Consider the following 14,051-nt stretch of genomic DNA (forward strand, 5'->3'; position numbering starts at 1 on the left):
AACATCGATCTATCACGGGAAACCGAAACAGACAGAGAGAGAAGAGATTCGCTAACTTGGAGAGGAGTTTTATACTATGGCAGGTAAAGGATTTTTAAAAAGCGGGCACACGCCCTCGTTGTTCAGCGCATTTGCCTACTTTGACATCAGCTTCATGATCTGGAGCATGCTCGGGCCGCTCGCCGTTGTTATTATGAGCGATTATCCGATGGATGCCTCACAGAAAGCGAACCTGGTTGCACTGCCGGTGCTCGGCGGCTCTATTCTTCGCCTCGTGTTTGGCTTCCTGACCGATTATATCGGACCGAAGCGCACAGGCCAGCTCGGCATGATCATCACAATGGTACCGCTCATCCTCGGCTGGCAGTTCGTTGATTCACTTGGCGGTTTGTACGTTGTAGCACTGCTCCTCGGTTTTGCAGGCGCTTCGTTTGCTGCAGCACTCCCGCTCGCTAGCCGCTGGTATCCACCGCAATATCAAGGGCTTGCAATGGGGATCGCGGGTGCAGGCAATAGTGGCACGGTATTCTCTACACTATTCGCTAACCGGATTGCCACACATTTTGGCTCATGGCACGTTGTATTCGGGCTCGCTCTCATCCCAATCGCAATCGTCTTCATCGTATTCACTATTTTGGCCAAAGATAGCCCGAATCAACCTGCGCCAAGAAAACTTTCGGATTATGCCAAAGTGCTGTCGATTCGCGATACTTGGCTGTTCTGTTTACTGTATGGCGTAACGTTCGGCGGATTCGTCGGCATGGCCAACTACTTAACGATTTTCTTCAATACACAGTACAACCTAAGCCCTGTTCGCGCCGCTGACTTCGCAACCCTATGCGTTATTGCAGGCAGTTTGTTCCGCCCCGTAGGCGGCTGGCTATCCGATAAAGTAGGCGGCATCAACATGCTGATGGGATTATACAGCATCGCTGCAGTTATGTTGCTCGGCATTTCGACCCTTCCGTCGATCAGCCTCATCATCGTCCTCCTCTTCATCATGATGATGGCACTGGGCATGGGCAACGGCGCTGTATTCCAACTCGTACCGCAACGGTTCCGGCAAGAAATCGGCTTAATTACCGGTATCGTCGGCGCAGCTGGCGGCCTAGGCGGTTACTTCTTGCCTAAGCTTCTCGGCAATATCAAGATGGCTACTGGCTCCTACTCGACTGGATTCATTATCGCAAGTGTTATTGCTGCATTATGCGTCGTCACGCTATTGATCGTGCAAGGCAGCTGGAAACGGAGCTGGCTCGGCACTGGCGGCAAAGCACGCGTTGAAGAAAGCGGCGCATTGCCATCTTAAGCTTCGAATAATCATTACGGCAGCCATAACCCTAAACTTTGCAAACTCGAAAGGATGATCGCATATGTTCACATGGAATACGGCAGATACCGCTTTGGCAACAGGATTACCGGAGGCAGCCCCCGCAGCCGTTGACTTCGATTCCGCTTGGGATATGACCGATCTCGGGGATTGGCTGGACGTTACGGATATGTTCGAGATATTCGAATAAACCAATGCGGGCGCGGAGCGCGCGGCATACGGGCGCGGTCCCACCACCCACTCCCTCCGCCCCCGACAGCGCCGCCTGCGCCCGCAATACAACAAACAAAAAAACGGCCACGTTACCCTCCTCGGAACGTGACCGTTTTTTGTTATGCTACAATGTCTTAGTAGATGACCCTGACCCGCCTAACTCATTCGGGACTGCCACTTGGCCTGGCGTAACTAGGCTCAACCCACGACGAAGCCCACGCTTATATCCTACATACTTGCTCACTGACTCCAGGACAAGACGGGCAATAAGCCAAGGCTTGCGATGTTTCCATATTGCTTGGAGCTGGGATCGCAGCAAGCCTGAGCCCGCCTTTTCCGCTTGCGCATGTACCGCTATCCAGCGATGCGTCCCGATCGAAACCCCATTGTCATAAAACCGTTTATACAACTGCTTCAGCGTGAACATATGGGAGTGCAATACCTTTGCATCAGCCACATAAGCAATTAACCCTCCGTTTAAAACACAGCGCGCCGAAAACAATAAATCTTCATTAAACATAACCGGTTCATCGAATTTCCCCATTCGCTCGAACGTTTCCCTGCGCATGGCTGAGCATACATTGGAGCAAAAGAAAGCTTTAATCCCCATGCGAGGAATGTCATGCTGGGATTTCACCATCGACTCGCCAGGGTAATTATGCGCTCTTGCCGTTCGCTCTAACAAATTCGCATCCGGATAAGGAAGCTGCCTCGCATAAGCATAAGCAACTTCTGCTGCTGCAAGAGGACGAATCAGCGACTCGAGCAAGCTATCATCAGCAGGCAAGGCATCTTGTGTCATAAACACAAGCATATCGCCAGTCGCCACGGAGGCTGCGCGATTGCGGGCTCCGCCATGATCAAACTCCTGTTGGGCAATGGACAAGACGACAGCGCCAGCCCGGCGAGCCAACTCCGCCGTCCCATCTGTTGAGGACGAATCAATAACGATAATTTCATGAGGACTGACGGACTGTTGGCTTAATCGATGCAATAGCTCCCCGAACGCTTCGCCAGCATTCCAAGTCGGAATAATGACAGAAACGCTAGGGACTGCTCGCTCAATAGGCATTTTTGTTCACAAGTCCCTTCAGTATGGTCTTCATTATGATTTTGATATCGAATAAAAACGTCCAATTCTCTAAATAAAACAAGTCATGTACAATCCGGTCTTCTATAGAAGTATCGCCGCGCAAGCCATTGGTCTGTGCCCAGCCAGTAATGCCAGGGCGAACATGATGCTTGACCATATACCGCGGCACCTCTTCCTTGAACTGTTCCACGAAGAAGGGGCGTTCAGGGCGAGGCCCAACAATGCTCATTTGGCCCAACAATACATTGAAAAACTGCGGCAACTCGTCTAAGCTTGTCCGGCGAAGGAATGCACCGAATGCGGTACGGCGCGGGTCGTTTTCCACCGTCCACTGTTTATCTGACACTTCGCCCGTTGACATATGCATAGAACGGAATTTGAACATCATGAATGGCTTGCGATTGTATCCTACCCGCTCCTGTTTGAACAACACTGGACCCGGTGATGTCAGCTTAATGCCTGTGTAGATTGCAAGCATGACTGGCGACGTAATCGCAATAGCAACCAAGGAAAACAATATATCAAAAGTGCGCTTAAGCAAGCGATTGCCAAGCTCGTCCAACGGAATGTCCCTAACATTAATCAACGGCATGCCTGCAAAGTTATCAAAGAACGGGCGAGCCGGAAGCAAATCAAAGTAATCCGGGATAATGAGCGTTTTCACGCCGGCTTTATCGCAAATCTGAATCAACTCCGCATATTTGGCATGCGCTTCTAGCGGAAGGGCAACAATAACCTCATCAATAACTGGATTGTCCGCAAGCGTCTTCTCCAGCTCATCAAGCTTGCCAATGATCGGCTTATAGGTACCACTTGTATCCATTGGCTCCTGTTGATAATCATCCAAGAAGCCATAGACCTCATAACCAAGCTCGGATTGGCTGGCAAGTCGATTGTGGAATCTGCGCCCTACGGAGCCTGCACCTAGAATAAGCACGTATCGTTTGTTGTAGCCCTTGCGCCTCATCCATGTCAATATACGTTTTACCGCTAATCGGTAGCCGATGTTAGACAAAAAAGCTGCTGCAAAGTACAGCGCCAAAAATTCCCTTGAAATATGGGTTTCCTTCGTTATATAGAGCAAGCTCAACACCAGCAGCCCACTAACGCTGTGCACTTGCACGATTTTCAGCACATCGTAGGAAAACCGTTTACGGCGCCTCGGCGCGTAATGACCAATGTAGAAGCCAATGACAACCTGTGCGAATGCGTATACCGTCCCCCATGTCAGGTAACTCTTAAATGGCAGCGTCGAGTAATGGGACAGAAGCCCACTATGAAACTTGAGCCAGTAGGCGCCAAGGAACACGAGCAGTGCACATAATAAGTCCGTGAGTACGTATACCTGTGTAAGAAAACGTTGATTTTGTCGAATCATTTTATCCGACTCCAATCTCAATAAATCGAAGAATCTATCGTCTATCATTCTATCAAATAATATATCGAAAACCAATCTATATATCCATATACATACAAAATGCCCATTAATTTTACCTATGAATGGTGTAAACGTTTTCTTCGCAATGAATATATGATCTTGCGTTTACGCAGCATCTCAGGCAAAGTACGCATGATACGGGGCCAGCAGGCCAACAGCCCTGGCTCCCTTACGATGATATAGCCAAGCTTAACTAATTCCTTAGCAGCAATTATAGGCCATAGATAGATAGACTGCCATCTTAACGGTTCGTTCTTCAGCAGCGTGAACCATTGGTTCTGGTAGGAATGGCGCCTGACCCAAATCGAGATCGCCCGGCGGCCTCCCTGCTTCCAGCCGCGCCCATGCACCGCTTTTGCCGAAGGAACATAGACCGATCTCCACCCAAGCAAACGCGCACGCCAAGCTACGTCAACATCTTCCTTGTAGGCAAAAAACGTCTCATCGAAAAATTGCCCATCGATTGAAATATCGGCAATCATGCTAGAAGCATAAAGCGCAGCCGCGCCAGAAACGCCAAATACATCACCCGGCGTCTGCCAGCGGCTTGCCTCTTCGCCTGCCCCGCGGTCAGTCGCCTGTCCTGTACGGCTCATCGCAAGCCCCGTACTATCGACAACCGAGCCGTTGCCCGTGCGAACAAGAAGCCCACAGCCGCTGCCGATCCCCGAATCAACTGCCATCGCGGCAATTACGTTCGCTGCATAATCCGGCTGTAACCGGACATCAGGATTTAATACGAGCACATAATCCGTTTCCGCGTGCTTGATGGCGATATTTTGCCCACCTGCGAAGCCAGTATTGGTGGAAGACGGAATTAACACAATGCGTTCCTTGTAGGGAATCAGTGCATCCAGTGTCCCATCAGCAGAAGCATTGTCAACGACTACGATGCGAGTGATCGGATAAGTCTGGGCAAGCACTGCATCAAGGCAGCCTGCAATATCGCTTTCGCTGTTGTAGGTCACAATGCACACGCCCAGCGTGGGAACGGTCCATGGAGTCTCTGGCTCATTGCTGCTGTTGCTGGCATATGGCTCCTGAATCATATCGCCTTCTCCTTCCTTTCTGTCCTTATCGTCACGACTCGCATTGCTCGTTAATCGTTAAGAACGGCCCCCACCCTCCCATACGACTATACATCGCCTGGGGGAGCGGACGCCGCCTCTCCTGCCTTTATAGTTACCGCGATTGCCGATTGCTTATTGCTTCGCCAAATAATCACGAAGCGCTTCGCGCCAATGGCGCATTGGCGTTAGCCCGTTCGTCCGCATCGCACTGTGGTCCATCACCGAAAATGCAGGTCTCGGTGCAGGCCTTGGGAACTCTTCCGTCGTACAAGGCTCCGTGCTCACTTGCAAGCCGCTCTCCTCAAAGATTGCGACAGCAAACTCATACCAAGAGCAAGTGCCTGCATTCGAAGCGTGATAAACCCCATACGCATCCGTGCGAACTAACTCCAACAGCATCGCCGCTAAATCGAATGTATACGTTGGCGAACCAATCTGGTCATGCACGACTTTCACCGCACCACGCTCCGCACCAACCTTGACCATCGTCTTCACGAAGTTCGCGCCGTAAGCGCCGTACACCCAAGATGTCCGAACGACAAAATGCCGATCATGAAGCGTTCGAACCAATTCCTCGCCCGCAAGCTTGGATTTGCCGTACACCGTACGTGGATTCGGGCGGTCATACTCATTGTATGGCACAGCCGACGTACCATCGAATACGTAATCCGTGCTCACGTAAGCGAGCTTCGCTCCCACTTCACGAGCGGCTAGCGCAATGTTCCGCGTTCCTGTTGCATTAACGCGGAACGCACCATCTGGATCTGCTTCCGCTTGATCCACAGCCGTGTAGGCTGCGCAATGAATAACCGCATGCGGGGCAAAAGCTTTGATTACCGCTCGGCATTGCTCTAGATCCGTGATGTCCAGATCATCGCGGCCATAGCCGCGAATGTCGAGCCCTTCCACTTCCGCTGTTGCCCAAAGCGCAAGCTCACGGCCGAGCTGGCCATTAGCGCCAGTGACGAGCACACGGAATTTTTCAGCAACGCCTGTCATGCTTCACCGTTCAAACGATCGCCATATTGTTTAGCGTAGTAATCCCGATACCCGCCGCTCGTAACGCCATTCATCCAATCGCGGTTACTCAAATACCAACGAATCGTTTCGCGAATGCCGCTCTCATAGTCATGTTTTGGCGACCAGCCCAGCTCGTTGCGAATTTTGTCCGCATCGATCGCATAACGGCGGTCATGGCCGAGGCGATCCTTAACATACGTAATGAGTGAATCTGGCTTGCCCAGCTCAGCAAGAATTGTCCCGATAACCTGCACGTTCGTCCGCTCGTTGCGCCCGCCAACGTTATACACTTCGCCATTGCGGCCGCCGCGAATAACAAGATCAATCGCGCTGCAATGATCCTCAACATAAAGCCAATCGCGCACGTTCAGCCCGTCGCCATATACAGGGAGCGGCTTATCGTCAAGCGCATTTTGGATCATGAGCGGAATCAGCTTTTCAGGGAATTGATAAGGGCCGTAGTTATTCGAGCAGCGCGTAATGTTAACAGAAAGCCCGAACGTCTCATGGTAAGCACGAACTAACAGGTCAGCGCCTGCCTTGCTCGCAGAATAAGGGCTGTTCGGCGCGAGTGGCGTCTCCTCCGTGAACAATCCCGTATCGCCAAGCGTACCATATACCTCATCAGTCGATACTTGAACGAACTTGCTAACGCCGTACTGCTTCGCCAGATCCAGCAGCGTCTGCGTGCCAAGGATATTGGTCCGCACGAAAATGCCCGGGTGCAGAATGCTGCGGTCAACATGCGACTCAGCGGCAAAATTCGCCACAACATCGATGCCTTCAGCGAACAACGGCTCTAGCGCTACACGATCCGCAATGTCCGCTTTGACAAAACGATAGTTTGCATTGTTCTCAACGGATCGCAGATTTTCAAGGTTGCCTGCGTATGTGAGCGCATCGACGTTGATGATCGTCACGTCCGCATATTTGCCAAGCATATATAACACAAAATTACTGCCTATAAAGCCGGCGCCGCCGGTTACTAAAATTTTCATTATATTCACCCTTTATAATCGAAGTTAATGTCCGCGTCCGCCAGCACCGGATGCTTGCCGTCCTTATCCGATAGAATCGGAGCGTTCGTCGGCCAGTCGATTGCCAGTGCAGGATCGTTCCACGCAATGCCTCGGTCGTTCTCAGGTGAATAATATTCGTCAACCTTGTACTGCACTTCACAATTAGGCACCAACGTACAGAAGCCATGTGCAAACCCTTGCGGAACGAGTAACTGCCGCTTATTGTCCGCCGAGAGAATGAACCCTTGCCATTGCCCGAACGTTGGCGATCCGCGCCGAATGTCCACGACAACATCATAAATCGCACCTGCCGTTACACGCACCAGCTTCGTCTGCGCCTTCGGGTTAAGCTGGTAATGCATCCCCCGCAGCACGCCTGCCTCTACAGACAAAGAATGATTATCCTGCACGAACCGATGCGCAATGCCATTCTCTACAAAACGCTGCTCACTATAGCTCTCCGTAAAAAAGCCGCGATGGTCACCGAACACCGCAGGTTCGATTAGCTTGACGCCGGGTAACTTCGTTTCAATCACTTTCATTGACTGTTCACCGCCTATCCTATCATTCCGTTAGAACTAGAGCTTCAACTTCCCAAATTCCTCGCCGAACAGCAGATCCTTCGCCAACTCATTCGCTTTCGTCAGCGAAGCATGCGTACCTGCGTCGGTCCACCACCCTTGCAACATATCATATGTCAGTTCGTTCGAAGAAATATAGGCGTTGTTGACATCAGTAATCTCTAATTCTCCCCGGCCTGAAGGCACAAGTGTACGAACGATCTCAAATACGCGGCTATCGTACATATAGATGCCCGTTACGGCGTAAGAACTTTTCGGCTCTGACGGCTTTTCTTCAATGGAAACAATCCGGTCACCTAACAATTCTGGCACGCCATAACGCTGTGGATCATGCACTTCTTGAATCAAAATTTTCGCGCCATTCTTCTGATTCTTGAAGTTTGCGACGTAAGGAGCAATTGAATCCGAGAATACATTATCGCCAAGAATAACAACCATTTGATCATTTCCCACAAACTGCTCTGCCAGACCAAGCGCCTGAGCAATACCGCCAGCTTCGTCTTGCACTTTATAGGTGAATCCGACGTTCATTTCACGGCCGCTGCCGAGAAGGTTCACGACATCTCCCATGTGCTCTTTGCCTGTGACGATAAGGATATCCGTAATGCCCGCTTCCTTCAGCTTAGCTACTGCATGATAGATCATTGGATATTTGCCCACCGGCAATAAGTGCTTATTAGTAACCTTCGTAAGCGGGTATAGGCGTGAGCCGGTACCTCCGGCTAGGATTATGCCTTTCATTGTAACTATGGATCCCCCTTTATTCATATTGTCAAATCATTGCTCACGCTGTATCGAGCGCTTCAACTCATCAACCTCATATTTTAGGAGTCCAAGCTCCTGCGAAAGCTCTTTTATTTTCGTTGATGAACGGGAAACAGTGACCGTTAAGTAGAAAATAATAACAAATGCACAGAATATCGTAGATAAAAACAACGCATTTACTGGCAGTTCGATACCCATTGCATGCGATATAAAGGTATAAAGTTTTGGAAATACAGCTAAGATTATCATTACTAAAGAGATCAATAACCATAGCAGCGTATACTTCAACTCTAGTTTGTATTTTCGAATCATATTTATGATGACTAAGAAGCATAAAATCGATATGACTAATAGTATCAATTGCAACTTTAATGAGATCATGAATCCTCCTAAACGATTTGCCGGCGCATGCGATCAATTACGATTGCCATTGATACCTTGAGCATATAGTAAACTGATTTTATTGAAGTAATTGAAGAAACTCCACCGGATCTCTCGTTCATTTGAACAGAGACCTCTTTAATCCGATAGTTATTTCGTTTTAAATACATAATCGATTCGGGCTCTGGATAGTCTGTAGGATATCTTTTAGAAAATAGTCCAATAAGCTCTTTATTGCATGCCCTAAACCCCGATGTTGGGTCGCTAATTGTCTGTTTAGTCATCATGTAAAGAAGTTTAGTAAAATAACGAATGCCCAATCTACGCATAAAGGTCGATTGGAAGCCTTTCTTGTCAATGTAGCGGGATCCTATAACAAGGTCACTCTCGCCTTTCAAAAGAGGAGCAATGAGTTCCTTAATATATTTAGGATCGTGCTGGCCGTCACCATCAACTTGTATCGCAATATCAAAGTTATGATAGAGTGCATACTTATAACCCGTTTGAACCGCTCCGCCAATTCCTAGATTACTCGGAAGTTTTACAACTGGAACATTATGCTGAACACAAAGATCTGCGGTACGATCAGTCGAGCAATCATTGATAACAACATAATGCAAGTTTTCGATATTTTCCATTCGTATTTTCTCGATAAGGCTAATTATGCTTTTCTGCTCATTATATGCCGGGATAATTAAAAGGATTTTCACCAAAGACCCTCCTCCCTAACTTTTAAATTTTAATTCAAAAATTAAATATTTTGTTGAAAACACTATTGTTATAGAAGACTTGGAATACCGCATCTCCATTTTGCTTAGCCCCGTTTACATACAACTCCCCGAGCGAATATTTATCCTCAGTGCTTTTATAGGCCGTTAGCGCTTGTCCTGTCTTGCCATCTAGTGATTTCATATAAATGTAATAATGCTTGTTGTTCGAATTCTTTATCGGAGGAAATCTTAATTTAAAATAATCGTTGTCCACAATGCTGTTTGCACTAACCGTTGTTGAGTAAATGGTTCTATTAGACCCTTCTACTTTCACTCCGATCTCCACATGACCTTCATTCGATCTGGCAAATGTGGCTAATTTCACAGATACGCCTACCAAGTTTCCGTGCTCAGACAAAAATGTCTGTTTGACCACTTGACCCTTCACTACCTCACCAACAGTAGAAGACCCTTCATTCTGGTCAATGGCGACCTTCACAGTCCCCACATTGCCTACGTACACATAAATCAGCAAAAGAAAGATGACGACAGCCAGCCCTTTTGTCCTAAGCCATTTGAATCTCATATTCATTCGGTTCCCCATTTTTCGTATTCGGCACCACATTGTAAATATTCAACACATCTGTCTCGATCCGATCCCAATTCCGGCTTCGTGCCGTTTCCAAACCGGCTTGCTGCAGGTGTCCCCTTAACTGCTCGTCTGCACTAACTCTCTCAATGTGTTTCACGGCGTTGTCCACATCGCCTTGCTCATAAATCATCCCATTGTGCTCATGAACAATAAACTCTACATTCCCGTGGTTTCTTGCAGCAACTACAATTCCACCGGTGGCCATCATCTCCAAGGGCGGATATGAAAAGCTCTCTAGAATGCTGGACTTCAATAAAATATGGCATTGTCCGTATACTGCACCGACTTGTTCATAAGGAATCTTATGCAAAAATTTATCGACGTGGTAATTAGCTTTAGGCTTACCCTGGTAGGACATATACCATATTTCATATTTGTTCAGGTCGAGCTTGCTCACAATTTCAAAGCTCTCATCGACATTTTTATAACGGTCATCGCTGTTGCCTTCTATAAGTATGCGAATTTTCCCATTTTCATATTGTCGCGGCACAACTGGAAATTGCGTTAGATTTATACCATTTCTTGCATACTGGGGTTGTTGGCCATATTTGGTTTTAAGCCATCCTTCACACCATTTGGAAATCGTGACATACTTCAGGCCATTATAAGAGTTATAAGTAAGATTAGCCCAAATCCTTCTAAAGTCCCCATAACTATAAAAGTCTGTTTCGAACCCTTGTACCAAATAATATTTTTCTTTAATTTTGGGATACGAATTAAGGAACGCTACAGTTGTCCATAATGTTGCAACGCATTTTCGCAAATACGCATGGATCGCAACCTGACCATGAACGACTACATTAATTTCTCCTTCTCCTGTTACAATATTATCAGGATTGTCCCCCATAGAGATAATGGTAACATCTAGGCCAGCTTTTCGCAGTATTTGGCAATGTTTAACAACAACATTTACACCACCGCTAATTTCTGTTGATGGCAGAATAAAAGCAATATTATCATTCAAATGTGTTTCGATAAACGACGTTAAACCATTGCTCGTGCAGCTCGTTGTATAGTGCTCCATTACATGCTGAAAAGCCTGTTCAGCTAATCGAGTCCGCTCTTCAGGATTGTCCAACAGTCGAGTTAATTCCGACTCCCAATCGTTAACATCATCACACAGAATCCCATTAACATTATTTCGTATGACTTCTTTAAATGCCCCTACATTGCTTGCAACAGTTGGCACTTTAACTAGCGCCGCTTCCATCCATTTATTTTCCGATTTTGCTTCATTAAATATTGTATCCTCAATAGGCGCAAGATTAATATCGACGCTCGCAATAATGCTTGGGAGTTTAGTCCAATCGGCGAATGGTTCCGTTATAATTTGATTACGATACGGTTCAAGTTCAGTTGGAATATCCAATATCCCGACAACTTTCAGGCATACATTTTTCCGTGATGCTAGCAGCTTCTGTACAACTGGCATAATTAGTTTAAAATCATCATTATGCGTAATGCTTCCACTAAAGTAACCCAATATGATTTTATCAGCATCGTTTTCCTGATTCTTTAATGCTTCTTGAGAAAGTTCCACCATTCGCTCTGAAGCAACATTACGGTTGATAAAAACCTCAGGCACATAATGGCCAAGCTCTTCTGCCAACCTTGTCGTTGTGGTTATGCCAATATCACATAGTTCTAATGTTTTACGCATGCGATTGACCCCGTCCATATATAAATCATATTGACGTTGATCCATCGTCTTCAAATATTTTACTTGAGATACATATTTCTCATCGATCACAAGATCATCAATATCATAGAACACTTTTTTGTTAAAATACTTTGCGCGATGAATGAACTGCTCGACAACTTCAGTATGGGGGCATCGGAAGAAAACAAAGCCTCGGTAACGTTTTACCATCTCAAGTGTCAAGCTTTCGAAATAGACTTGATCACAAGAATACCCGCTAAAATGAAGTTGCTCTAATTGATGGTCTACACGATATCTAGATGGATGTGGAAGCATACAGCCGTTGATGAATAAAATGTCTTTATAGCTCTTTGATTCTATTTTACCGTTTTTAATTTTTCTTTTTGTATATTGCACTGTTTTTCTTACAAGCGACGGAACACCTTCGTAACGAACTGTCGCATAAGACTTTTTCAGTAACAACTTTATGCCCATTGAATCCACCTTTATTCACTCTATTATTTTTGATGCTTGCTTTACTTTGTGCTGTATTTCACGCACATAAGGCTTTTCTCCCTCACCTGAAGAAGTAGACCCTTCGATTACCCTCCAATGATAAAGCACTTTAGGGATATGATGTATTCGATCAGTCTTGGCCATAACCCGTAAAGCTAAATCCCAATCTTGCGCACCTTCCAAACCAACTTTCAGCCCACCTAACTCTTTTACAAGTGAAGTGCGATATACGGATAAATGGCATACGAAATTCATTTGTCTCAGCAATTCCCTTCCCCATTTTCGTTTAAAGAAAGGTCTCTCTCTCCTGCCATTTATCCATTTATCCTCATTACTAAATAAAAGATCTACATTAGGGTCATTATTAATAGATTTCACTACTTCATAAATTGCGTTTACCGTCAGCAGATCATCATGGTCAAGAAAGGCAATGAAGTCGCCTCTCGCTTGATCAATCGCTGTATTCGAGCAAGCTGAAATATGGCCATTCTGCATTCGATAGGTTACGCGAATCCTGCTATCCTTACTCGCAAATTCATCCAATACATGGCGTATATGAGGAAGAGTAGAGCAATCATCAGCAATACAAAGCTCCCAGTATGGATAAACCTGATTCAACACTGATTCCACACATTCTCTCAAGTATACTTCTTTTATGTTGTATACTGGAAGGATAATCGATATTAAAGGCTTCTGCAAAAATGTATTAATTTCGCATTCCGCTTTTTCCAAGTCGAATTGTTCATTACGCTCAATCCATTTATCGTACCATTTTCGCCCAAATAACACTGTTCGAAAATTCATAAAAATATGAAACCTAATTAACAATTTCCAAAATTTATAACCGAAGTCCATAAACGCCTCACCTTACTCCACACTATGTGTAGGTAGAATAATAGAAATCGCAGACATCGGCAATTTCCCCCTCACGGATGACGCGGCCTTTTTCAAGAATTAAACCTCTACTGCACATATTGCGGATTTGATCAATCGAATGCGAAACAAGAATAACACTCGTGCCCCGGCTAATCATATTACGGATTTTCTCCTCACATTTTTGCTGGAACCGAAAATCGCCAACAGCCAATATCTCATCAACGATCAACACATCGGGATTAGTAACCGTAGCAATAGAAAACCCAAGCCTAGCGTACATCCCTGACGAAAAGTTTTTGATAGGGACATCTAAGAACTCATGCAGTTCCGAGAAGTCCACAATTTCATCAAAATGCCCTCTTACTTGCTTCTTACTGAAACCCAGTACTGCTCCATTCAAAAATATATTTTCTCTTGCAGTTAACTCCGGATCAAACCCTGCGCCCAATTCGATCAATGGTGCCATTGTTCCAGCAACGCTTACCGTACCATTGGTCGGCTTTAATACTCCCGCAATCACTTTCAGCAACGTACTTTTCCCTGCTCCATTCAAACCGAGTATTCCATACAATTCTCCCCGATTAATCGAGAATGAAACATCATTCAACGCCCAAAACTCTGTGTACGATATTTTATTCTTAAGCTTCTTAATCCAATATTCTTTAAATGTCGAGATCTTTTCAGATGCCATATTGAATCGCATCGAAACATTTTCTACACGAACGATTTCATTAGGATCAGCCATTAT

At 46.2% G+C, this 14,051-nt stretch carries 15 protein-coding genes; 2 read left to right on the plus strand and 13 right to left on the minus strand.

Annotated features, from left to right (window positions below):
- Positions 1-76: 76 nt before the first annotated feature.
- Together GON22_RS04240 and GON22_RS04245 are read left to right on the plus strand one after the other, a co-directional pair.
- Positions 77-1,309, plus strand: a complete 1,233-nt coding sequence (locus tag GON22_RS04240) for a nitrate/nitrite transporter (RefSeq protein ID WP_160394863.1) — start codon at positions 77-79, stop codon at positions 1,307-1,309.
- Positions 1,310-1,373: 64 nt separating this feature from the next.
- Complete coding sequence (locus GON22_RS04245; protein WP_160394864.1) at positions 1,374-1,520, plus strand: hypothetical protein; 147 nt, start codon at positions 1,374-1,376, stop codon at positions 1,518-1,520.
- Positions 1,521-1,667: 147 nt separating this feature from the next.
- Here the strand turns inward: GON22_RS04245 and GON22_RS04250 are convergent, their stop codons facing one another.
- The 13 genes from GON22_RS04250 to GON22_RS04310 all read right to left on the minus strand — a co-directional run bounded on the left by GON22_RS04250 (position 1,668) and on the right by GON22_RS04310 (position 14,048).
- Positions 1,668-2,615: a glycosyltransferase family 2 protein gene (locus tag GON22_RS04250; RefSeq protein ID WP_160394865.1), complete on the minus strand. Its 948-nt coding sequence runs from the start codon at positions 2,613-2,615 to the stop codon at positions 1,668-1,670.
- Positions 2,605-4,014, minus strand: a complete 1,410-nt coding sequence (locus GON22_RS04255) for an undecaprenyl-phosphate glucose phosphotransferase (protein ID WP_160394866.1) — start codon at positions 4,012-4,014, stop codon at positions 2,605-2,607. Before GON22_RS04255 ends, GON22_RS04250 begins: the two co-directional genes overlap by 11 nt.
- 116 nt (positions 4,015-4,130) lie before the next feature.
- Positions 4,131-5,123 carry a glycosyltransferase family 2 protein gene (locus GON22_RS04260; RefSeq protein WP_160394867.1) on the minus strand — a complete coding sequence of 331 codons (993 nt, stop codon included), beginning with the start codon at positions 5,121-5,123 and terminating at the stop codon, positions 4,131-4,133.
- Positions 5,124-5,276: 153 nt separating this feature from the next.
- The gene (rfbD, locus tag GON22_RS04265) at positions 5,277-6,143 is read right to left on the minus strand and encodes a dTDP-4-dehydrorhamnose reductase (RefSeq protein WP_160394868.1); all 867 of its coding nucleotides are present in this window, start codon (positions 6,141-6,143) and stop codon (positions 5,277-5,279) included.
- The gene (rfbB, locus tag GON22_RS04270) at positions 6,140-7,162 is read right to left on the minus strand and encodes a dTDP-glucose 4,6-dehydratase (protein WP_160394869.1); all 1,023 of its coding nucleotides are present in this window, start codon (positions 7,160-7,162) and stop codon (positions 6,140-6,142) included. The genes rfbD and rfbB overlap by 4 nt, the downstream gene beginning before the upstream one ends.
- A gap of 5 nt (positions 7,163-7,167) precedes the next feature.
- On the minus strand, positions 7,168-7,725 hold the full coding sequence (rfbC, locus tag GON22_RS04275; protein ID WP_160394870.1) for a dTDP-4-dehydrorhamnose 3,5-epimerase: 558 nt from the start codon (positions 7,723-7,725) through the stop codon (positions 7,168-7,170).
- Positions 7,726-7,761: 36 nt separating this feature from the next.
- Positions 7,762-8,505: a sugar phosphate nucleotidyltransferase gene (locus GON22_RS04280; RefSeq protein ID WP_160394871.1), complete on the minus strand. Its 744-nt coding sequence runs from the start codon at positions 8,503-8,505 to the stop codon at positions 7,762-7,764.
- Between the two features lie 36 nt (positions 8,506-8,541).
- Positions 8,542-8,910, minus strand: coding sequence for a DUF2304 domain-containing protein (locus GON22_RS04285; protein ID WP_160394872.1), 369 nt, complete (start codon positions 8,908-8,910; stop codon positions 8,542-8,544).
- An 8-nt stretch (positions 8,911-8,918) separates the two neighbouring features.
- Complete coding sequence (locus GON22_RS04290; RefSeq protein WP_160394873.1) at positions 8,919-9,620, minus strand: glycosyltransferase; 702 nt, start codon at positions 9,618-9,620, stop codon at positions 8,919-8,921.
- A 34-nt stretch (positions 9,621-9,654) separates the two neighbouring features.
- Complete coding sequence (locus GON22_RS04295) at positions 9,655-10,206, minus strand: hypothetical protein (protein ID WP_160394874.1); 552 nt, start codon at positions 10,204-10,206, stop codon at positions 9,655-9,657.
- On the minus strand, positions 10,187-12,406 hold the full coding sequence (locus GON22_RS04300; RefSeq protein ID WP_160394875.1) for a glycosyltransferase: 2,220 nt from the start codon (positions 12,404-12,406) through the stop codon (positions 10,187-10,189). The genes GON22_RS04295 and GON22_RS04300 overlap by 20 nt, the downstream gene beginning before the upstream one ends.
- A gap of 15 nt (positions 12,407-12,421) precedes the next feature.
- On the minus strand, positions 12,422-13,282 hold the full coding sequence (locus tag GON22_RS04305; RefSeq protein ID WP_160394876.1) for a glycosyltransferase family 2 protein: 861 nt from the start codon (positions 13,280-13,282) through the stop codon (positions 12,422-12,424).
- Between the two features lie 22 nt (positions 13,283-13,304).
- Positions 13,305-14,048, minus strand: a complete 744-nt coding sequence (locus GON22_RS04310; RefSeq protein WP_160394877.1) for an ABC transporter ATP-binding protein — start codon at positions 14,046-14,048, stop codon at positions 13,305-13,307.
- Positions 14,049-14,051 lie beyond the last annotated feature (3 nt).

The organism is Paenibacillus sp. MMS18-CY102, assembly GCF_009789195.1.
Classification (GTDB): domain Bacteria; phylum Bacillota; class Bacilli; order Paenibacillales; family Paenibacillaceae; genus Paenibacillus_T.

Excerpts from the sequence above, each read along its gene's own strand:
- GON22_RS04255 (WP_160394866.1), bottom strand. The coding sequence starts at position 4,014 with ATGATTCGACAAAATCAACGTTTTCTTACACAGGTATACGTACTCACG.
- GON22_RS04285 (WP_160394872.1), bottom strand. The coding sequence starts at position 8,910 with ATGATCTCATTAAAGTTGCAATTGATACTATTAGTCATATCGATTTTA.
- rfbC (WP_160394870.1), bottom strand. The coding sequence starts at position 7,725 with ATGAAAGTGATTGAAACGAAGTTACCCGGCGTCAAGCTAATCGAACCT.
- rfbD (WP_160394868.1), bottom strand. The coding sequence starts at position 6,143 with ATGACAGGCGTTGCTGAAAAATTCCGTGTGCTCGTCACTGGCGCTAAT.
- GON22_RS04250 (WP_160394865.1), bottom strand. The coding sequence starts at position 2,615 with ATGCCTATTGAGCGAGCAGTCCCTAGCGTTTCTGTCATTATTCCGACT.
- GON22_RS04280 (WP_160394871.1), bottom strand. The coding sequence starts at position 8,505 with ATGAAAGGCATAATCCTAGCCGGAGGTACCGGCTCACGCCTATACCCG.
- GON22_RS04310 (WP_160394877.1), bottom strand. The coding sequence starts at position 14,048 with ATGGCTGATCCTAATGAAATCGTTCGTGTAGAAAATGTTTCGATGCGA.
- GON22_RS04295 (WP_160394874.1), bottom strand. The coding sequence starts at position 10,206 with ATGAGATTCAAATGGCTTAGGACAAAAGGGCTGGCTGTCGTCATCTTT.
- GON22_RS04245 (WP_160394864.1), top strand. The coding sequence starts at position 1,374 with ATGTTCACATGGAATACGGCAGATACCGCTTTGGCAACAGGATTACCG.
- GON22_RS04260 (WP_160394867.1), bottom strand. The coding sequence starts at position 5,123 with ATGATTCAGGAGCCATATGCCAGCAACAGCAGCAATGAGCCAGAGACT.
- rfbB (WP_160394869.1), bottom strand. The coding sequence starts at position 7,162 with ATGAAAATTTTAGTAACCGGCGGCGCCGGCTTTATAGGCAGTAATTTT.
- GON22_RS04305 (WP_160394876.1), bottom strand. The coding sequence starts at position 13,282 with ATGGACTTCGGTTATAAATTTTGGAAATTGTTAATTAGGTTTCATATT.
- GON22_RS04300 (WP_160394875.1), bottom strand. The coding sequence starts at position 12,406 with ATGGGCATAAAGTTGTTACTGAAAAAGTCTTATGCGACAGTTCGTTAC.
- GON22_RS04240 (WP_160394863.1), top strand. The coding sequence starts at position 77 with ATGGCAGGTAAAGGATTTTTAAAAAGCGGGCACACGCCCTCGTTGTTC.